Origin of the sequence: Streptosporangium sp. NBC_01469, assembly GCF_036227305.1 — a bacterium.
Taxonomy (GTDB): Bacteria; Actinomycetota; Actinomycetes; order Streptosporangiales; family Streptosporangiaceae; genus Streptosporangium.
The window spans coordinates 5,408,722-5,429,078 of the sequence record NZ_CP109465.1; the positions used below are offsets into that span (position 1 = coordinate 5,408,722).

Consider the following 20,357-nt stretch of genomic DNA (forward strand, 5'->3'; position numbering starts at 1 on the left):
ATGACCGACAAGCCCTCCCCCCAGGATCGTCTCGTCGCCGCGGCGTTCGGCGCCGGTTGGACGGTCGTGCCCCGCCTGCCCGAGAGGCTCACGGCCTGGGCCTTCCGCGCCGCCGCCGACCGGCTGTGGAGGCGCCGCGGGAAGTCGGTGCTCAGGCTTGAGGCCAACCTCGCCAGGGTCAAGGGCACCTCGCCAGGCGACCCGGCGATCCGGGAGCTCAGCCGCGACGGCATGCGCTCCTATTTCCGTTACTTCCACGAGGTGTTCCGGCTGCCCTCGATCCCCCTCGAGGAGATCGTCTCCCGGATGCGGGTGACCGGGACCGAGCCCGTCTACGACAACCTCGCCAGGGGGCGCGGGGTGGTCCTCGCCCTGCCGCACATGGGAAACTGGGACCAGGCGGGCGCCTGGTTCGCCGGTACGGGCCATCCGTTCACCACGGTCGCCGAGCGGCTCAAGCCCGAGTCGCTCTTCCACCGCTACACCGCCTTCCGCGAGGGGCTCGGCATGGAGGTGCTGCCGCTCACCGGCGGTGACGGCCACACCTTCGGCACCCTGGCGCAGCGCCTGCGCGCGGGCCTGCCGGTCGCCCTGCCCGCCGAGCGCGACCTGACCGCGAACGGGGTCGAGGTGCAGTTCTTCGGCTCGGCCACCCGGATGCCCGCCGGTCCCGGCCTGCTGGCCGTGCACACCGGGGCCGCCCTCATCCCGGCGATCCCCTACTTCGAGGAGAACGGCTGGGGACTGCAGTTCCACGAGGAGATCGCGATCCCGGCCGAGGGCACCAGGAAGGAGAAGGTGGCCGTCGTCATGCAGAGCCTCGCCACCGTCTTCGAGAAGGGCATCGCCGAGCACCCCGAGGACTGGCACATGCTCCAGCGCCTCTGGCTCGAGGACCTGGAGCCCCGAGAGGCGCCGGGGAGCAGGCCATGAGGATCGGCATCGTCTGCCCCTACACGTGGGACGTGCCGGGCGGCGTCCAGGTGCACATCCGCGACCTGGCCGAGGCGCTCATGGCCGACGGCCACCACGTCTCGGTGATCTCCCCGGCCGCGGAGAACGCCGAGCTGCCCCCGTACGTGACCTCGGCGGGCCGCGCCGTCCCGGTGCCCTTCAACGGGTCGGTGGCCAGGATGTCGTTCGGGTTCCTGTCGGCGAACCGGGTGCGCCGCTGGGTGCGCGAGGGCCGCTTCGACGTGCTGCACGTGCACGAGCCGGCCATCCCCTCGCTGGGGCTGCTCGCCTGCTGGGTGGCGAGGGGGCCGATCGTGGCCACCTTCCACGCCTCGTACGGCAACTCCCGCTCCTTCTCGGTCGGGGTGCCGGTCATCATGAGCGCGCTGGAGAAGATCGGCGGCAGGATCGCCGTCTCCGACGCCGCCAGGAAGACCCTGGTCGAGTTCATGGGCGGCGACGCCGTGCTCATCCCCAACGGGGTGACGGTGAGCCGCTACGACGAGGGCGAGCCGCTGCCCGGCTGGGACGAGGGCGAGGTGATCGGCTTCCTCGGCCGGATGGACGAGCCGCGCAAGGGCCTGCCGGTGTTGCTGGAGGCGTTCGCCCTGCTGGCCGCCGAGCGACCGGCGCTGCGCCTGCTCCTGGCCGGGCCCGGTGACGCCGACGAGGTGCTGGAGCGGGTCCCGGCCGCCTTCCACGACCGGATCGGCCTGCTCGGCATGGTCAGTGAGGAGGACAAGGTGCGCGCCTACCACACGGTCGACGTCTTCTGCGCGCCCAACCTGGGTGGTGAGAGCTTCGGCATCGTGCTGACCGAGGCGATGTCGGCCGGCGCGGCGATCCTGGCGAGCGACATCCCGGCCTTCCGCAAGGTGCTCGACGACGGCGGGGCGGGGGCGCTGTTCGAGACGGGCGACGCCGGGTCGCTCGCCCGCGAGGCCGCCGCGCTGCTCGACGATCCCGCGCGCCGGGCCAGGCTGTCGGACGCCGCCCGCCTCGCCGTGCGCAAGTACGACTGGTCGACGGTCGCCCGCGACGTCCTGCGGGTCTACGAGACCGTGGCGAGCACGGACGGGGTCGAGGAGGACTCGGCGGTGAGCACGGTGACGGGCACGGTGACGGGCGCGGCCGAGGCCGGTGGGGACGCGGCGAGGACCGGGGAGGACGACGCGCTGTGACGACCACGCTGATCCTGGTGGTGGGCGCGATCGTGGTGCTCCTCGCCGTCTACATCTCCTGGCGGGCGGGGCGGCTCGACCGGATGCACATCCGGCTGGAGCTGGCCCGCGAGTCCCTGGACGCCGCCCTGGTGCGGCGGACCGCCGTCAGCCTGGAGCTGGCGGCCTCCCGGCTGCTGGACCCGGCCACGAGCCTGGTGCTGGCCGCGGCCGCCCACGAGGCCCGTACGGCGGGGCCCGAGGAGCGCGAGCACGCCGAGAGCGACCTGTCGCGCGCCCTGCGCGCCGTCGTCGACCAGGAGCGCTTCCGCGACCGGCTGGCCGACACCCCGGCGGGGTCCGACCTGCTGGAGGAGCTGGGCGCCGCGGTGGCCAAGGTCCTCTACTCCCGCCGGTTCTACAACAACGCGGTGGGCGTCACCCGGACGGCGCAGCGCCGTTGGCTGGCCCGCACGCTGCGGCTGGCGGGGTACACCGAGTACCCGGGCTTCTTCGAGATCGACGACGCGCCCCCGAAGGCCTTGGCGGCCGAATAGGGGTAAATAAGGCGCACATAAATCGGACTATCTGACAAGTCGGACACCGGTAAGCTCTTGGCGATTCATGACTGAGTGGCCGAGTAACCGAGTGGCCGACTTGAGGAGATGAGCCGTGCGGGTGTCCCGGATGATCGCCGTCACACTGGCGGGAGTCGCGGTCCTGGCCCCGGCCGCCGCCTGTTCCTCCGACGATCCGGCCGCGCCGGGCAACCCCGCGGGCGCGGCGGGCGAGCCGAGCGCGGCCCCGACCCCCACGCCCGAGCCGACGCACCCCTTCACCGGCCTGCCCGGCGCGGCCCGCAGGGCGGTGCTCACCGCGAAGATCGAGAACACCTCGGCGGGCAAGCCGCAGCTCGGCCTGAAGAGCGCCGACATCGTCTACGTCGAGCAGGTCGAGGCGGGCCTCACCCGCCTGATGGCGGTCTTCTCCTCGAAGATCCCGGCCAAGATCGGCCCGGTCCGCAGCGCCCGCATCTCCGACCTGCACATCGTCCCGCAGTTCGGCAGGCCCGCCTTCGCCTACTCGGGCGCGCAGACCAAGATGCTCCCCTTCATCGCCGAGGCCCCGCTCTTCGACGTCTCCGACAGCAGGCAGCCGGGCGCGTACTTCCGCCAGCCGGGGCGGTTCGCCCCCTACAACCTGTTCGCCGAGACCCGGAAGCTGCTGGCCGGGGCGCCCAAGGCGAGCAGGGCCAAGGACATCGGGTTCACCTTCGGCGACGCCCCCGAGGGAGGCGTGCCGCGCAGGACGTACAGCGTGAAGTACCCGGCGGCGAGCTTCACCTTCGGCTGGTCGAAGGCGGCGGGCAAGTGGCTGATCTGGCAGGACGGCAAGAAGGACATGGCGGCCGAGGGCGGCCAGCTCGGCGCGCACACGATCGTCGTGCAGTACACCAAGACGGAGCGTTCGGAGTTCCACGACAAGAACCAGAGCTACACCCCGCTGGTGCACAGCACGGGCAAGGGCAGGGCGATCGTGCTCCGCGACGGGCAGGCGTTCAAGGCCCGCTGGTCGCGGCCCAAGGAGAAGGACGGCACCGTCTTCACCACCGAGACGGGCGAGCCGATGAACTTCGCCCCCGGACAGGTCTGGGTCGTGCTCGCCTCCGCCAAACCCGTCATTCCCTGACGCGCAAGCCCTACATCCTGTCCAAGAAGATCGCCCAAGAGCGACAAGGCGTCGTGTAAGGGGGCACGGCGCCAGCACCTACGATGGAAGCGTAGTGGCCGTCCCCCGGACGGCCCGTGATCCGCAGCCAGCCGTCGTGAGGTAGAGACCGTGTCCAGCAGCACGCCCGAAGTCAGCGAGACGACCGTCACCGGAACCGCCCGGGTCAAGCGCGGCATGGCAGAGATGCTCAAGGGCGGCGTCATCATGGACGTCGTCAACGCCGAGCAGGCCAAGATCGCCGAAGACGCCGGCGCCGTCGCCGTCATGGCCCTCGAGCGGGTTCCCGCCGACATCCGCGCCCAGGGCGGCGTCTCCCGGATGAGCGACCCCGACATGATCGACGGCATCATCGCCGCCGTCTCGATCCCGGTCATGGCCAAGGCCCGCATCGGCCACTTCGTCGAGGCCCAGGTGCTCCAGTCGCTCGGCGTCGACTACGTCGACGAGTCCGAGGTGCTCACCCCGGCCGACTACGCCAACCACATCGACAAGTGGCGGTTCACGGTGCCCTTCGTCTGCGGCGCGACCAACCTGGGCGAGGCGCTGCGCCGCCTCACCGAGGGCGCGGCGATGATCCGCTCCAAGGGCGAGGCCGGCACCGGCGACGTCTCCAACGCCACCACCCACATGCGCAAGATCAGGGGTGAGATCAAGCGTCTGGGCTCGCTGCCCGAGGACGAGCTCTACGTCGCGGCCAAGGAGCTCCAAGCGCCGTACGAGCTGGTCGCCGAGGTCGCCAGGACCGGCAAGCTGCCGGTCGTGCTGTTCACCGCCGGTGGCATCGCCACCCCGGCCGACGCGGCGATGATGATGCAGCTCGGCGCCGAGGGCGTGTTCGTCGGCTCGGGCATCTTCAAGTCCGGCAACCCCGCCGAGCGCGCCTCCGCGATCGTCAAGGCCACCACCTTCTACGATGACCCCGACGTCATCGCGAAGGTCTCCCGAGGTCTGGGTGAGGCCATGGTCGGCATCAACGTCGACGACATCCCCGCCCCGCACCGGCTGGCCGAGCGCGGCTGGTAGGGCGGGCAGCGGACTCCAAGGGGCCCGGGAAAGCCCGGAAACCCCTGGAAACGCCGGGAAACCGGGAAGTAGGCGATCTCTGTCATGGAGGTCGCCTTTTTCCTGACAGTGGGAGTTAACTCCGTAGTCATGCTGCTCCGCGAGGCTGACGGGCGTTCGTGCCCGATCACCCGGGAGGTTCCCTTGTCGAAGTTCACCCGCCGATCCTTTCTCGTCACCGGCATCGCGGCCGGCGCGGCGGCGGGCATCCCCGCCGCCGCGCACGCCGGACCCGAGCCCGCCCAGGAGAGCGCCGCGTCCCTGGCCTCCCGCGGCCTGCGCTCGGACCCCTTCACACTCGGCGTCGCCTGCGGCGACCCCGACTCCGGCGGCTTCGTGATCTGGACCCGCCTGGCACCCCAGCCGCTCGCCGAGGACGGCCTGGGCGGCATGCCCGCCCGGCCCTTCCCCGTCGAGTGGCACGTCTACAGCGACGAGAGCGGCCGCCGCGTGCTGCGCCGGGGCGTGGCCACGGCCACTCCCGAGTGGGGCCACAGCGTCCACGTCGAGTTGAACGGACTGCCCTCCGACAGGGACTACTGGTACCGCTTCAAGGTCGGCCCGTACGTCTCGCCGATCGGCAGGGCCAGGACGGCCCCGCACGCCCTCTCCCACGGCTCGGCCCTGGCGATGGCCTTCGTCTCCTGCGCCCAGTACGAGCACGGCTACTTCACCGCCTACCGGCGCCTGGCGGAGGAGCGGCCCGACCTGATCCTGCACCTGGGTGACTACCAGTACGAGTACCGGCGCGACACCTACACCATCCCCGGCGGCAACATCCGCCACCACGAGGGGCCGGAGACCGAGAGCCTGGCGAACTACCGCCAGCGGCACGCCCAGTACAAGACCGACCCCGACCTGCAGGCCGCGCACGCCGCCGCCCCCTGGCTGGTCGTCTGGGACGACCACGAGCTGGACAACAACTGGGCCGACGAGGTGCCCGAGAAGCCCGAGATCCCCCAGCCGAACTTCCTCGCCCGGCGCGAGGCGGCCTTCAGGGCGTACTACGAGAACATGCCGCTGCGGCGCGCCTCCATCCCCCGGGGCGTCGACATGCAGCTCTACCGGCGCGTCCGGTGGGGGAGGATGGCCACCTTCCACATGCTCGACACCCGCCAGTACCGCAGCGACCAGGGCTGCGGCGACGGCTACAGCGACTGCCCGGCGGCGGTCGACCCCGCCCGCTCGATCACCGGCGCCGCGCAGGAGCGCTGGCTGCTGGACGGCATGCGGCACTCGGAGGCGCGCTGGGACGTCATCGGCCAGCAGGTCTTCTTCGCCCAGCGCGACAACAACGCCGGGCCCGCCAAGATCACCAGCCAGGACGCCTGGGACGGCTACGTCGCCTCGCGGCAGCGCATCACCCAGGGCTGGGTCGACGCCGAGGTACGCAACCCCGTGGTGCTCACCGGCGACGTGCACGCCCACTGGGCGAGTGACCTCAAACTCGACTACGACGACCCGACCACCCGCACGGTCGGCTCCGAGCTGGTCGCCTCGTCCATCTCCACGGGCGGCGACGGCCTCGACTCCGACCCGGCGACCCACCCGTACCTGACGATCAACCCGCACCTGAAGTTCTACAACAACCAGCGCGGCTACGTGCTGACCAGGATCGAGCGCGACCGGCTCACCGCCGACTTCAAGGTGGTGCCGAAGGTCACGCAGGCGGGTTCCGCGGCGCACACCAAGGCGACCTTCGTGATCGAGGACCGGGTCCCCGGCGTGCAGCGGACCTACCTGCGCCCGGTCGACCCCTCGGCCGCCAGGACCCCCGGGATCGACTGGATCCAGGAGACCGTGGACCTGGAGACCAAGCGTCCCTGACCGTGCCGTGATCGCCGACGATCACCCGGCACCCACCGTCACGGGCGCCCCGCCGAACGTTCGGCGGGGCGCCCGTGACGCGTTCGGGCGGGGCCGGCCCGGGAGATCCGGGAAGATCCCGGAAGAACGAGGCGCCGCCGGGAACGAGGGCCGGGGCGCGAACCGGTTTGGGACCGTACGAGCGGTAGCCATACGCTGAAGGGGCACTTTACCCGCGCGGGAAGGACCATCGGTGACCATCGTCCCCACGATCGGCGTGTTCGCGCTGCAAGGAGACGTGCGCGAGCACGTGCGCTCCCTGGAGGCGGTGGGCGCGAGAGCGGTCACCGTACGGCGTCCCCGCGAGCTGGAGGCGGTCGACGGCCTCGTCATCCCGGGCGGCGAGTCCACCACGATGTGGAAGCTCGCCGAGACCTTCGAGCTGCTCGAACCGCTCCGGATGCGGATCAAGGCGGGCATGCCCGCCTACGGCTCCTGCGCCGGGATGATCATGTTGGCCGACCGGATCGAGGGCGGGATCGAAGGTCAGCAGACGATCGGCGGCATCGACATGGTCGTCCGCCGCAACGCCTTCGGACGCCAGGTCGACTCCTTCGAGGCAGACGTCGACTTCGCCGGCCGCGGCGGCATGCGGGCCGTCTTCATCCGCGCCCCCTGGGTGGAATCCGTGGGTTCGGAGGTCGAAGTGCTGGCACTGGCCGAACCTGGGGATAGGATCGTCGCGGTCCGTCAAGGACCGTTGCTCGCCACGTCCTTCCACCCGGAACTTACCGGGGATGTCGGTGTGCATTCATATTTCGCTGAGATGGTGAGGGAGCTCTAGGCGATGTCCGGCCACTCCAAATGGGCGACGACGAAGCACAAGAAGGCCGCGCTCGATTCCAAGCGCGGCAAGCTGTTCGCCAAGCTCATCAAGAACATCGAGGTCGCGGCCCGGACGGGCGGACCCGATCCGGACGGCAACCCGACGCTGTACGACGCCATCACCAAGGCGCGCAAGAGCTCGGTCCCGATCGACAACATCGAGCGCGCCCGTAAGCGCGGCGGCGGCCTGGAGGCCGGCGGCGCCGACTGGCAGACCATCATGTACGAGGGCTACGCCCCCGGTGGCGTCGCGGTGCTGATCGAGTGCCTCACCGACAACCGCAACCGCGCGGCCTCCGAGGTCCGCGTCGCGCTGACCCGCAACGGCGGCTCGCTGGCCGACCCCGGCTCGGTGTCCTACATGTTCAACCGCAAGGGCGTCGTGCTCGTCCCCAAGGGTGAGCTGGCCGAGGACGACGTGCTGGTCGCGGTTCTCGACGCGGGCGCCGAGGAGGTCAACGACCTGGGCGACCAGTTCGAGGTCGTCTCCGAGGCCACCGACCTCGTCCCGGTCCGCAAGGCCCTGCAGGAGGCCGGGATCGACTACGACTCGGCCGAGTCCAGCTTCATGCCGACGATGAACGTCCCGCTGGACGAGGACGGCGCCCGCAAGGTCTTCAGGCTGATCGACGCCCTCGAGGACAGCGACGACGTGCAGAACGTCTGGGCCAACTTCGACGTCTCCGACGAGGTCATGGAGAAGCTCGACGCGTAACCCGGTCGTTCGGGGTGACCTCGTATTGTCTGCGAGGTTTGTCCGCGTGGTCGAGGGCATATCACGCGGACAATGGGCAATCCTGACCTGATTTTTGCCGTCGCGGGCGTCGCCGCGTTACTCGCGGCCACGCTGCCCCGGCTCCTCAACCGGCGTCCCTTCTCCCTTCCTCTGGCCTGCCTGCTGGGCGGCCTCCTTCTCTACGCCCTGCCCCTGGACCTGCCGGAGCCCGATCCGGTGGCCCACCGGGCACTGGTCGAGCACGCCACCGAGATCTGCGTGCTGATCTCGCTGATGGGCGCCGGGCTGGCCATCAACCGGCCCTTCGGGCGGCGCGACTGGTCCTCCACCTGGCGCCTGCTGGGATGGACGCTCCCGCTGACCGTCCTCGCCGTGGCCGCCGCCGCGTACGGCCTGCTCGGCTGGCCCCTGGCGGCGGCGCTGCTGCTGGGCGCGGTGCTCGCGCCGACCGACCCGGTGCTCGCCTCCGACGTGCAGGTCGGCGAGCCCGTCGACTCGGAGAACGCCGACGACGAGGTCCGCTTCACCCTCACCTCCGAGGCGGGCCTCAACGACGGCCTGGCCTTCCCCCTGGTGTACGCCGCGATCGCGCTGGCCGTCAGCGGGGGCGCCGGCTGGATCGGCGAGTGGACGCTGGTGGACCTGCTCTACCGGTGCGCCGCGGGCGTGGTGTGCGGCCTGCTGATCGGCAAGGGGCTGGGGCGGCTGTTCTTCCGAGCCCAGAAGTCCGACCTGCGGCTGGCCGAGCACCGCGACGGCTTCGTGGCGCTGGCCGCGACGTTCCTGGCCTACGGCCTCACCGAGCTGGTGCACGGGTACGGCTTCATCGCGGTGTTCGTGGCCGCCTGCACCATCAGGGCGGCCGAGCGCAGCCACGGCTACAACGGGGTGCTGCACGGCTTCATAGAGCAGCTCGAGCGGCTGTTCACCGCCTGGCTGATCCTGCTGCTCGGCGGTTTCGTCGCGGTGGGCGGCCTGTCCGCGCTCACCTGGCGGGGCGCCGCGGTCGGTCTCCTGCTGCTGCTGGTCATCCGGCCGCTGACCGGGTGGCTCGCCGAGCTGGGCGGCAGGGCAGGGCCGCGCGAGCGCGTGGCGACGGCGTTCTTCGGCATCCGCGGCATTGGCTCGCTGTTCTACCTCGCCTACGCCCTCGGCCAGGCCGACTTCGGCGTGCCCGCCGAGGAGCTCTGGGCCGTGGTCGCCTTCACCGTGCTGGCCTCCCTGGTGATCCACGGGATCTCGGCCTCGCCGGTGATGAACCGCCTGGACCGGCTCCGCGACAGGGCGGGGGAGGCCCGGGACACCGAACCGGCCGCCCAGCACCTGTGAGCCGAGGGTCCGCCTCCGGCCCCTCCGGCGGGGCCGGGGAGAGTCGTTTCGACGGGCCGGGGGAGAGCCGTGCGCGGGCCGCTCTCACGCGGTAGAGTCTGCCACCGAACAGGTGTTCGGCGAGCGGAGGCGTGTCGGTGCGGTTGCCCGAGCTGCGGGTGATGGGGGTCGATCCGGGGCTGACCCGATGCGGGCTCGGTGCCGTCGAGGGGCGGCCCGGCGCACCGCTGAGCCTGGTCAAGGTCGGGGTCGTCCGCACCCCCGCCGACGACGAGATCGGCGCCCGGCTGGTGGCGATCGAGGCGGGCATCGAGCAGTGGCTCGACGAGATCCGGCCCGACGCGGTGGCCGTGGAGCGGGTCTTCGCCCAGCACAACCTCAGGACCGTGATGGGCACCGCCCAGGCCTCCGCCGTGGCGATCCTGTGCGCGTCCCGCAGGGGCCTGCCGGTCGCGCTGCACACGCCGTCCGAGGTCAAGGCCGCCATCACCGGCAGCGGCACGGCCGACAAGCAGCAGGTCGGCACGATGGTGACCCGCCTGCTGCGGCTGGACGCGATGCCCAAGCCCGCCGACGCGGCCGACGCGCTCGCCCTCGCGATCTGCCACGTGTGGCGGGGCGGGGCGCAGAGCAGGCTGGCCGAGGCCGCCGCGAAGGCCGCGAGTGCCACCACGACCCCCGCCGCCTACTTCCGAGGCCGGGGCAGGGCCGGATACCCGAGAGGAACCGCGAAGTGATCGCCTCGGTGCGAGGACAGGTGACCGCGATCGCGCCCGACGGGGCGGTCGTCGAGGTCGGCGGGGTGGGAGTCCTCGTGCACTGCACGCCGGGCACGCTGGCGACGCTCAGGACGGGCGAGGAGGCCAGGCTGGCCACCTCGCTGGTGGTCCGCGAGGAGTCGCTGACCCTGTTCGGCTTCGTCACCGACGACGAGCGCGGCATCTTCGAGATGCTGCAGACGGCCAGCGGGGTCGGCCCCAAGGTCGCCCTGGCGATGCTGGCCGTGCACACCCCCAACGCGCTCAGGGTGGCCGTGGCCTCCGCCGACGTCAAGGCGCTGACCAGGGTCCCCGGGGTGGGCCCGAAGGGCGCCCAGCGGATCATCGTCGACCTCAAGAACAGGCTCGGCACGCCGGAGGAGGCCGTCAGCGCCGCGCTCAACGGCCACGCCGCCGTGCCCGCCTGGCGCGTCCAGGTCCACTCAGGGCTGGTCGGCCTGGGCTATTCGGCGCGAGACGCCGACGAGGCGGTCGCCACCGTCGAGCCCCAGGCCGACACCGAGCTGGCCGAGGGCCGGACCCCCCAGATCGCGGCCCTGCTCAAGGCCGCGCTCCTCGCGCTGAGCGTGCGATGAGGGGCCCGGCGGCCGGGATCGCCCGGGTCGCTCGGGAGAGCGGCGGGGATCGGGGGCGCGTTCGCCGTACGGGACAGGTGCCCGGAGACGGTGAGCGGGGTCGCGCGACGCCGGAGGGGCGCGGGCGGTTCCACCGCACGGCGGGCGGGGGAGGGGCCGCGTGAGTTCCGACCGCGACCTGGTGTCGCCGGACGCCGAGGGCGACGAGAGATACATCGAGGCGGCGCTGCGGCCCAAGCGGCTGGCGGAGTTCATCGGCCAGGCGAGGGTGCGCGAGCAGCTGTCACTGGTGCTGCAGAGCGCACTGCGGCGCAACCGGCCGCCGGACCACGTGCTGATGAGCGGCGGTCCCGGACTGGGCAAGACGACCCTCTCCATGATCATCGCGACCGAGCTCTCGGTGCCCCTCCGGATCACCTCGGGGCCCGCGCTGGAGCGGGCCGGCGACCTCGCGGCGATCCTGTCGACCCTCTCGGAGGGCGAGGTCCTGTTCATCGACGAGATCCACCGGATGGCCAGGCCCGCCGAGGAGATGCTCTACCTCGCGATGGAGGACTTCCGCGTCGACATCGTGGTGGGCAAGGGGCCGGGGGCGACCGCGATCCCGCTGGAGATCGCCCCGTTCACCCTGGTCGGGGCCACCACCCGGGCCGGCATGCTCCCCGCGCCGCTGCGCGACCGCTTCGGTTTCGTCGCGCACATGGACTTCTACGGGGTCGCCGAGCTGGAGGAGGTGCTGCACCGCTCCTCGCGCCTGCTGGGCGTCGAGCTCCCCGGCGACGCCGCCCGCGAGATCGCCGGCCGCTCCCGGGGCACCCCCCGCATCGCCAACCGGCTGCTGCGCCGGGTCCGCGACTTCGCCGAGGTGCGCGCCGAGGGCGTCGTCACCCGGGATGTCGCCTCCGCGGCCCTCAACCTCTACGAGGTCGACGCCGAGGGGCTCGACCGGCTCGACCGGGCGGTGCTCGGAGCGCTGCTGCGCAAGTTCGGCGGCGGGCCGGTGGGGCTGTCGACGCTGGCGGTCGCGGTGGGGGAGGAGCCGGAGACGGTCGAGGTGGTCGCCGAGCCGTTCCTGGTGCGGCAGGGACTCCTGGCTCGCACCCCCCGTGGCCGGGTCGCGACCGCCGCGGCCTGGACCCATCTGGGGCTGGTGCCCCCGCCGGACGCCTTCGGAGCCTCGTTTTTGATCGATCTTGAGGATGATCCCGGGCAAATCTAACGTTGGGAGTCGGTAGGGGAGTCGTACAGGGTTGATCACAGAACGATGACAACTGTATCGAAATGGGAACTTCCCTGCGTGCCGAATCGTGACTTCGTTGCCGCGCTCTTAACAGCTCGCCTAAACTCCGAGCCTTGGCTGGCTGTGTAGGCTGACGTGCTGAGCGGCGTGGCCGTATATGACGTCCGGCTTTCGCCGGTCATTCTCAAGAGAGGGAGCGGCCCTGTGGGCGGCAACTATTCGAGCCTGATCATGATCGCTCTCATGGTCGTGGTGTTCTACTTCCTGCTCATCCGGCCGCAGCGCAAGCGGCAGCAGGAGCAGGTCAAGATGCAGAACAGTCTCACGCCGGGCACCGGGGTCATGACCACGACGGGTCTTTTCGCGACCGTGGTGGCCATCGACGCCGACGACGTGATCCTGGAGATCGCCCCCGGTGTGGAGACCCGCTGGGTCAAGGCGGCGATCGGCCGTGTCCTGGTTCCGGTTGACGACGCGGAGGAGGAGAATGTCAAGGCTGTCGACCACGATGTCGTGGAGACGGCCGAACAGCAGGGTGCAGACCACGACACGACGAGCAAGAAGCCGTGAGTAGCCTCACCTCCAACCCCCTATAGCCGAAAGAACTGACGACCAGTGGCCCGACCGACCAGCGGCCAGAGCAGACCGGGGCGCATGCTCCTGGTGCTTCTGGCGATCATTCTCGCCATGGGCGGGGCGATGCTCCTCAACAAGGCGTACACCCCGGAGTATGGCCTCGACCTCGCCGGCGGCACGACAGTGACGCTGCAGCCCATCACGCCGAACGGGAGCGCTCCCTCGCAGGAGAGCCTCGACCTCGCCGTGAACATCATCCGCGAGCGGGTGAACGGCAGCGGCATCTCCGACGCCGAGGTCGCCAAATCCGGCGACAACATCGTCATCTCCGTTCCCGGAGCCGGCCAGGAGGAAGTCGTCAAGCTGGTCGGCACCACCGCGGAGCTGAGGTTCCGCCAAGTGCTGGCGATCGGGGCCGGGTCGCCTCCGCCCCCGGGGCAGCTCTCCACCCAGGCGCCGACGCCGACGCCGTCTCCCACGGCCTCCGGGCGCAAGGGTTCCAAGGAGCCCAAGCCCGCCGAGTCGGCGACCCCGAAGCCCGGCGCGACCGCCGCGCCCGACACGGGCGCCTCTCCGGCCGGCCGTGCCCTGTCGTCGGCGCTCACCAACCCGAGCCCCGGCACCAGCACCGCGCCCTCCACCGAGCCGAGCGGCGGCCGCTCCGCCGCCCCGGACAAGAGCGCCGCTCCGGACGCCAGCGCCGCGCCCGACGCCGGCACCGTGCCGACGGCCCCGCCGGCGGCGCCCGAGGACCCGATGGCGGGCGTCGACCCCAACGGGATCGACCCCGCGGCGCTCAAGCAGTTCGAGACGCTCGACTGCAGCAAGGACACGGGCCGCGGGGCTCAGGACGCGCCGGAGAAGCAGTACGTCGGCTGCAGCCAGGACGGCAGCACCAAGTTCGTGCTCGACAAGGCGGCCGTGACCGGCACCTCGATCGACAGCGCGTCCTCCGGCGTCGACCAGACCACCGGTGAGTGGCTCGTTCAGCTCGCCTTCAAGGGCCAGGGGCCCGACCAGTGGTCGAAGGTCACCACCACCGCCTTCAACTCGCAGACTCCCCGCAACCAGGTCGCCATGGTCCTCGACGGCGTGGTCATCTCCGCGCCCGTCATCCAGGAGCCCATCACCGGCGGCCGGGCGCAGATCTCCGGCAGCTTCACCCAGGTGACGGCCGACGAGCTGGCCAACCAGCTCAAGTACGGCGCGCTGCCGCTGAAGTTCGAGAAGCAGTCCATCGAGGAGGTCTCCTCCACGCTGGGCGCCGACCAGCTGCGCGGCGGCCTCATCGCGGGCGCGATCGGCCTCCTGCTGGTCGTCATCTACTCGATGCTCTACTACCGGGGTCTGGGCATCGTGTCGGTGCTGAGCCTCGTGGTGGCCACGATCGTGACCTACCAGTCCGTCGTGCTGCTCGGCGCGTTCGCGGGCTTCCGCCTCTCGCTGCCGCACATCATCGGACTGATCGTCTCGATCGGTATCACCGCGGACTCGTTCATCGTCTACTTCGAACGAATCCGCGACGAGATGAAGGAGGGCCGGCGCTCGCTGCGCACGGCCATCGAGGTCGCCTGGGTTCGCGCCCGGCGGACGATCCTCATCGCCGACGCCGTCATGTTCATCGCCGCCGTGGTGCTCTACTTCCTCGCGGTCGGCGGCGTGGCCGGATTCGCCTTCGCCATGGGCCTGACCACGCTCATCGACATCGCGGTGGTGTTCATGTTCACCAAGCCGTTCGTCGCGATGCTGGCCAAGTTGAAGTTCTTCGCCAAGGGGCACAAGCTCTCCGGGCTCGACGCCGAGCGTATGAGCGAGGCCCCCGTAGCGTCCAAGACCGTTCCGCAGGAGGCCTGATGTCCGGCATCGCGCGCCGGCTGTACCGGGGCGAGGTCGACGTCGACTTCGTCGGCCGCAAGAAGCTCTGGTACACCCTTTCCGCAATCCTGCTGGTGATCTCCATCGCCGGTCTGGTCTTCAACGGGCTCAACCTGGGCGTGGAGTTCAAGGGCGGATCCGTCTTCTCCTTCAAGGCGCCGACCGCCAACATCGAGCAGGTGCGCGCCACGTTCACCGACGCAGGTGCGCACCAGGTCATCGCGCAGACGACCCAGAACGGCTGGCGGGTCACCACGGAGAGCCTCCCGGCCGACCAGGTCACCGCGGTCCAGAAGGCGGTGGCCACCGAGTTCAAGATTCCGGCGGACCAGGTCAACCTGCAGGTCATCGGCGCCTCGTGGGGCGGCCAGGTGGCCAACAAGGCCATCATCGGACTGGTCGTCTTCATGCTGGCGATCATCCTGTACCTGACGATGGCCTTCGAGTGGAAGATGGCGCTCGCCGCCGTCGTGGCGCTGCTGCACGACCTGGTGATCACCGCCGGCGTCTACGCCTGGTCCGGTTTCGAGGTCACCCCGGCGACCCTGCTGGGCTTCCTGACGATCCTCGGATACTCGCTGTACGACGCCGTCGTCGTCTTCGACATGATCAAGGAGGTCACCGCCAAGCTCGGCACGACCTCCAAGCTCACCTACACCGAGGCCGCCAACAACGCGCTGAACCACACGCTGATCCGGTCGCTGAACACCACCCTGGTGGCGATCCTGCCGGTCGCGGCGATCCTCTTCATCGGCACCACGCTGTTCGGCGCGGGAACGCTGAAGGACCTGTCGCTGTCCCTGTTCGTCGGCATGATCGTCGGCACCTACTCCTCGCTGTGCGTCGCGACGCCGCTGCTGGTCACGCTCAAGGAGCGCGAGCCGCGCTACCAGGCGCTCGCCCGCAGGATCGCCTCCCACGGGGGGAGTTCCGGGATCAAGACGGTGCGTCAGCCGGTCACCGCCGGAGCCTCCAACGGAGCCTCCAACGGCGCCGCCACGGCCGCCGGCGGAGCCACCTCCACCGGTGACAAACGGAAGAAGAAGTAAGCACGGGCACGTCGGCGCCTCCGCTCCCCGCGCAGGGAGCGGAGGCGTTTTCCTTACCCTCCCGGACACCCTCCCGGCCTGCTCGTGTCCGTTCTCCCGAGCCCCTCCGAGACCTTCCGGCATTCCCCCGACCCTTTCGTCCTCGCTCTCCCGAGCCCCTCCGAGCCCCCCTCCGAGCCCTTCCAACACCCTCCGAGACCTTCCGCACCCTCCGGCACCGGCGGTACCCCCGGTGTCTCCGGCCCCGAGACCTCCACAGGAGCGCCGATCATGACCGAGCTGAGCAGCCTGATCCTCGACCGCATCCGCGACGTGCCCGACTATCCGCAGCCCGGGGTGCTGTTCAAGGACATCACCCCCCTGCTGGCCGACCCGGTGGTGTTCGCCGCGGTGACCGAGGAACTGGCCGGGCTGTACCAGGTGGACAAGATCGTCGGGATCGAGGCGCGAGGGTTCATCCTGGCCGCCCCGGTCGCCATCCGGGCGGGCGCGGGCTTCGTCCCGGTACGGAAGAAAGGCAAACTGCCCTCTGAGACGCTTGAGGCGTCCTACGATCTGGAGTACGGCTCCGCCACCATCGAGGTTCACCGGGACGCCTTCACCCCCGGAGAGCGCGTTCTCATCGTCGACGACGTGCTCGCCACGGGAGGTACGGCGCGTGCGGCGGTGGAGCTGGTCCGCAGGGCGGGCGCCGACGTCGTCGCCATTGCCGTGCTCATGGAGCTGGCCTTTCTCAAAGGCCGTGAGCGTCTGACCGACGTGGAGCTGCACTCCCTCGTCGTCGTCTGATGACCCCGCGGACGAAAGCACACAACCCCGTCTGGATACACTGAGGGATCTGGACTCGAACGTAGGGAGTCTGAGTGCCCCGTGATGTGGTCGTCCCCGACGCGACCGCCGACGGCGGCGGTCCCGAGACGGCCGTCCCAGCAGGCGATGCCGGTTCCGCCATGTCCGGAACCGCGGAGGAGAAGCCTGCGGTAAGGCGAAGGCTCGCACGTTTTGGGGGGACATGGGGTGGCGGCATGAATCCGGTTCTGGAGCCGCTGTTCCGGACGGTCCGCGCGACCCATCCGAAGGCGGACCTGCGGCTCATCGAGCGCTCCTACGACGTGGCGGCCTACCACCATCGCGACCAGAAGCGTAAGAGCGGCGACCCGTACATCACCCACCCGCTGGCGGTGGCCACGATCCTGGCCGAGCTCGGCACCGACGACGAGACGCTGTGCGCGGCGCTGCTGCACGACACCGTCGAGGACACCGCCTACGGCCTGGACGAGCTGCGCTCGGACTTCGGCGACAACATCGCGCTGCTGGTCGACGGCGTCACCAAGCTCGACAAGGTCAAGTTTGGCGCCGCGGCCGAGGCCGAGACCGTGCGCAAGATGGTCGTGGCGATGTCCCGCGACATCCGGGTGCTGGTGATCAAGCTCGCCGACCGGCTGCACAACATGCGCACCATGCGTTACCTGCCCGAGCACAAGCGGCACCAGAAGTCGCGGGAGACGCTGGAGATCTTCGCGCCGCTCGCCCACCGGCTGGGCATGAACACCATCAAGTGGGAGCTGGAGGACCTCGCGTTCGCCATGCTCTATCCCAAGCGCTACGACGAGATCGCCCGGATGGTGTCGGAGCGCGCCCCGCGCAGGGACCTGTTCCTGCAGGAGGTCATCGAGAAGGTCTCCGGCGACCTGCGCGACGCCAAGATCCGCGCGGCCGTCAAGGGACGCCCCAAGCACTACTACTCCGTCTACCAGAAGATGATCGCCAGGGACGTCGCCTTCGACGACATCTACGACCTGGTGGGCATCCGGGTGCTGGTCGACTCGGTCCGCGACTGTTACGCGGCGCTCGGCACGATCCACGCGCGATGGAACCCGGTCCCCGGCCGGTTCAAGGACTACATCGCGATGCCCAAGTTCAACATGTACCAGTCGCTGCACACCACGGTCATCGGCCCCGAGGGCAAGCCGGTGGAGCTGCAGATCCGCACGCACGGCATGCACCACAGGGCCGAGTACGGCGTGGCGGCGCACTGGAAGTACAAGGAGGACATGACCACCTCGGGTCCTCCGGGGGCGAAGCTGAAGCCCGCCAGCGACATGGCGTGGCTGCGCCAGCTCCTCGACTGGCAGAAGGAGACCGCCGACCCGGGCGAGTTCCTGGAGTCGCTCAGGTTCGACCTGTCGGTCTCCGAGGTCTACGTCTTCACTCCCAGGGGCCAGGTCATCGCCCTGCCGGAGAACGCGACGCCCGTCGACTTCGCCTACGCCGTGCACACGGAGGTCGGCCACCGCTGCATCGGGGCCAGGGTCAACGGCCGCCTGGTGCCCCTGGAGTCGCGCCTGGGCAACGGCGACACCGTGGAGATCTTCACCTCCAAGTCGCCTGACGCGGGCCCCTCGCGCGACTGGCTGAAGTTCGTCAAGTCCGGCCGGGCCCGCAACAAGATCCGGCAGTGGTTCTCCAAGGAGCGCCGCGAGACCGCGATCGAGGCGGGCAAGGAGGCGATCGGCCGCGCCATGCGCAAGCAGGGCCTGCCGCTGCAGCGCCTGATGTCCGGAGAGTCCCTCCTGGCCCTCGCCAGGGACCTGCGCTACCCGGACGTCTCCGCGCTCTACGCGGCCGTCGGCGAGGGCCACGTGGCCGCGCAGACGGTCGTGCAGAAGCTCGTGACGTCCATCGGGGGCGTGGAGGGCGCCGAGGACGACATCGCCGAGACCTCCGTGCCGACCAAGCTGCGCGGGCGCCCCCGCGGCAGCGGCGGCGCGGGAGTGGTCGTCGCGGGCGACTCCGACGTCTGGGTACGCCTCTCGCGATGTTGCACGCCCGTACCGGGCGACGAGATCGTTGGTTTCGTCACCCGCGGGCACGGCGTGTCGGTGCACCGCACCAACTGTCCCAACATGGACCAGCTCCAGTCCGAGCCCGACCGCCTGGTCGAGGTCGCCTGGTCCGCCGCCGACGACTCGGTGTTCCTGGTCGCGCTGCAGGTCGAGGCCCTCGACCGGCCCCGCCTGCTCTCCGACGTGACCCGCACCCTCTCCGACCAGCACGTCAACATCCTGTCGGCGTCGGTGACGACGTCCAGGGACAGGGTGGCGATCAGCAAGTTCACCTTCGAGATGGGCGACCCCAAGCACCTGGGGCACGTCCTGAAGGCCGTCCGCAACATCCAGGGCGTCTACGACGTCTACCGGGTCAGCGGCGCCGGTTCCTGAGGCCTCTCCCACCCAATCCGTTCCGTACGCGCTCCCTCGGGCCGCCCCGCCACAGGCGACGGGGCCGCGAGGAGCACTCCGTGGTGTGGAGTGTCCCCGCGGCCCCGCGGGTCGCGTCAGCCGGTGACGGGCGTCAGGAGAACTCGGCGAGCGTGCGCTCCGCCTCCTCCAGCCAGGAACGGCGGGCGGCCAGGGCCTCCTCGGCGTCCTTGACGTCCTTGTCCTTGCCCGCGTCCCTGGCCTTGGCCAGGCGGCCCTCCAGTTGCGCGATCGACTTGCGCAGCTGGTCGACCGTGTTCTGGGCGCGGGCCCTGGCCTCGGGGTTGGAGCGCTTCCACTCCGTCTCCTCGGCCTTGCGGACCGCCTCGTCGATCTTGCGCAGGCCACCCTCCAGGCGGTCACGCTGCTCGCGCGGAACCGGGCCCGCGGCCTCCCAGCGCTCCAGGAGGTTGCGCAGGGCGCCCCGGGCGGCGCGGGCGTCGGTGACCGGAAGGATCTTCTCCGCCTCGACCAGGAGCTGCTCCTTGATCTCGGCGTTCGCCGCCAGCGAGGCGTCGCGCTCGGCGAAGACGGCCGAACGCGCCTGGAAGAACTGGTCCTGGGCGCCCTTGAAGCGGCCCCAGAGCTCGTCCTCGACCTCGCGGGAGGCCCTGCCGGCCGTCTTCCACTCCTGCATCAGCTCGCGGTAGGCCGACGCGGTGGCGCCCCAGTCGGTGGACGAGGCCAGCGTCTCGGCCTCGGCCACGATGCGCTCCTTGGTGGAACGCACGCCCTCACGCTGCTCGTCCAGCCCCGCGAAGTAGGCCTTGCGCCGCTTGGCGAAGGCCGTACGGGCCGCCGAGAGGCGTTTCCACAGCGCCGCCTCGGTCACCCGGTCGATGCGCTCGGCGGCCTTCCACTCCTCGATCAGCTGGCGCAGCCGCTCACCACCGGTCTTCCAGTGGGTCGTGTCGTCGGCGATGCGCTCGGCCTCGGCGACGATCCGCTCCTTGACGCCCTTGGCCTCGGCCCTGGCCACGTCGCGCGCGGCCTTGACCTCCTCCCGGCGCTGGGCGACCAGCTCCGTGAGGGCGTTGAGGCGGTTCAGCAGCGCGTCGAGATCGCCGACCGCGTGCGCGTCGGTGATCGCCTCACGGAGCTTGACGATCGTCGCCTCGGCCTGGGCGGGTGGCAGGTCGGTGCCGCGAACCCGCTGTTCCAGCAGGGCGACCTGCCCGGCCAGCTCGTCGAACTTGCGATGGAAGTAGGCGAGTGCCTCTTCCGGTTCGCCGGCCTTCCAGGACCCGACGGCCCGCTCTCCCTCAGCCGTACGTACGTAGACGGTGCCGTCGTCGTCTACCCGGCCCCACGGGTCGGTGCTCACCGTGTCCTCCCGCACT

Annotated in this window: 18 protein-coding genes; 17 read left to right on the forward strand and 1 reads right to left on the reverse strand. The window is 70.6% G+C overall.

The genetic code is table 11. The features are described 5' to 3' along the window. The 17 genes from OG587_RS23720 to OG587_RS23800 all read left to right on the forward strand — a co-directional run bounded on the left by OG587_RS23720 (window position 1) and on the right by OG587_RS23800 (window position 18,978). Complete coding sequence (locus tag OG587_RS23720; RefSeq protein ID WP_329078892.1) at window positions 1–933, forward strand: phosphatidylinositol mannoside acyltransferase; 933 nt, start codon at window positions 1–3, stop codon at window positions 931–933. Continuing rightward, window positions 930–2,135 (forward strand): glycosyltransferase family 4 protein, encoded by a 1,206-nt coding sequence (locus OG587_RS23725; protein WP_329078894.1) that lies wholly within the window; start codon window positions 930–932, stop codon window positions 2,133–2,135. Before OG587_RS23720 ends, OG587_RS23725 begins: the two co-directional genes overlap by 4 nt. Beyond that, window positions 2,132–2,671, forward strand: a complete 540-nt coding sequence (locus tag OG587_RS23730; RefSeq protein ID WP_329078896.1) for a hypothetical protein — start codon at window positions 2,132–2,134, stop codon at window positions 2,669–2,671. The genes OG587_RS23725 and OG587_RS23730 overlap by 4 nt, the downstream gene beginning before the upstream one ends. Before the next feature lie 130 nt (window positions 2,672–2,801). Then, a complete protein-coding gene (locus tag OG587_RS23735; RefSeq protein WP_329078898.1) occupies window positions 2,802–3,803 on the forward strand; it encodes a DUF3048 domain-containing protein in 1,002 nt (333 codons plus the stop codon). A gap of 150 nt (window positions 3,804–3,953) precedes the next feature. Further along, window positions 3,954–4,868: a pyridoxal 5'-phosphate synthase lyase subunit PdxS gene (gene pdxS, locus OG587_RS23740; protein WP_329078900.1), complete on the forward strand. Its 915-nt coding sequence runs from the start codon at window positions 3,954–3,956 to the stop codon at window positions 4,866–4,868. Between the two features lie 183 nt (window positions 4,869–5,051). Further along, on the forward strand, window positions 5,052–6,734 hold the full coding sequence (locus OG587_RS23745) for an alkaline phosphatase D family protein (protein WP_329078902.1): 1,683 nt from the start codon (window positions 5,052–5,054) through the stop codon (window positions 6,732–6,734). A gap of 232 nt (window positions 6,735–6,966) precedes the next feature. Beyond that, a complete protein-coding gene (gene pdxT / locus OG587_RS23750; protein WP_329078904.1) occupies window positions 6,967–7,557 on the forward strand; it encodes a pyridoxal 5'-phosphate synthase glutaminase subunit PdxT in 591 nt (196 codons plus the stop codon). Between the two features lie 3 nt (window positions 7,558–7,560). Continuing rightward, entirely contained in the window at window positions 7,561–8,313 is a 753-nt protein-coding gene (locus tag OG587_RS23755) for a YebC/PmpR family DNA-binding transcriptional regulator (RefSeq protein WP_329078906.1), read from the forward strand. A gap of 72 nt (window positions 8,314–8,385) precedes the next feature. Continuing rightward, window positions 8,386–9,663 (forward strand): cation:proton antiporter, encoded by a 1,278-nt coding sequence (locus tag OG587_RS23760; protein WP_329078908.1) that lies wholly within the window; start codon window positions 8,386–8,388, stop codon window positions 9,661–9,663. Window positions 9,664–9,815: 152 nt separating this feature from the next. After that, window positions 9,816–10,400: a crossover junction endodeoxyribonuclease RuvC gene (gene ruvC / locus OG587_RS23765; protein WP_329093983.1), complete on the forward strand. Its 585-nt coding sequence runs from the start codon at window positions 9,816–9,818 to the stop codon at window positions 10,398–10,400. Further along, window positions 10,397–11,017: a Holliday junction branch migration protein RuvA gene (gene ruvA / locus OG587_RS23770; protein ID WP_329078910.1), complete on the forward strand. Its 621-nt coding sequence runs from the start codon at window positions 10,397–10,399 to the stop codon at window positions 11,015–11,017. Before ruvC ends, ruvA begins: the two co-directional genes overlap by 4 nt. Window positions 11,018–11,177: 160 nt before the next feature. After that, window positions 11,178–12,236 (forward strand): Holliday junction branch migration DNA helicase RuvB, encoded by a 1,059-nt coding sequence (ruvB, locus tag OG587_RS23775; RefSeq protein WP_329078912.1) that lies wholly within the window; start codon window positions 11,178–11,180, stop codon window positions 12,234–12,236. A gap of 225 nt (window positions 12,237–12,461) precedes the next feature. Continuing rightward, entirely contained in the window at window positions 12,462–12,827 is a 366-nt protein-coding gene (gene yajC, locus OG587_RS23780; RefSeq protein WP_329078914.1) for a preprotein translocase subunit YajC, read from the forward strand. A gap of 84 nt (window positions 12,828–12,911) precedes the next feature. Beyond that, entirely contained in the window at window positions 12,912–14,687 is a 1,776-nt protein-coding gene (gene secD / locus OG587_RS23785; RefSeq protein WP_329078916.1) for a protein translocase subunit SecD, read from the forward strand. Continuing rightward, window positions 14,687–15,757 carry a protein translocase subunit SecF gene (gene secF / locus OG587_RS23790; protein WP_329078918.1) on the forward strand — a complete coding sequence of 357 codons (1,071 nt, stop codon included), beginning with the start codon at window positions 14,687–14,689 and terminating at the stop codon, window positions 15,755–15,757. The genes secD and secF overlap by 1 nt, the downstream gene beginning before the upstream one ends. A 267-nt stretch (window positions 15,758–16,024) precedes the next feature. Further along, complete coding sequence (locus OG587_RS23795; RefSeq protein WP_329093984.1) at window positions 16,025–16,546, forward strand: adenine phosphoribosyltransferase; 522 nt, start codon at window positions 16,025–16,027, stop codon at window positions 16,544–16,546. A 236-nt stretch (window positions 16,547–16,782) separates the two neighbouring features. Then, complete coding sequence (locus tag OG587_RS23800; protein WP_329078920.1) at window positions 16,783–18,978, forward strand: RelA/SpoT family protein; 2,196 nt, start codon at window positions 16,783–16,785, stop codon at window positions 18,976–18,978. Window positions 18,979–19,111: 133 nt separating this feature from the next. Here the strand turns inward: OG587_RS23800 and OG587_RS23805 are convergent, their stop codons facing one another. Next, window positions 19,112–20,341, reverse strand: coding sequence for a DUF349 domain-containing protein (locus OG587_RS23805; protein ID WP_329078922.1), 1,230 nt, complete (start codon window positions 20,339–20,341; stop codon window positions 19,112–19,114). Window positions 20,342–20,357: the final 16 nt, after the last annotated feature.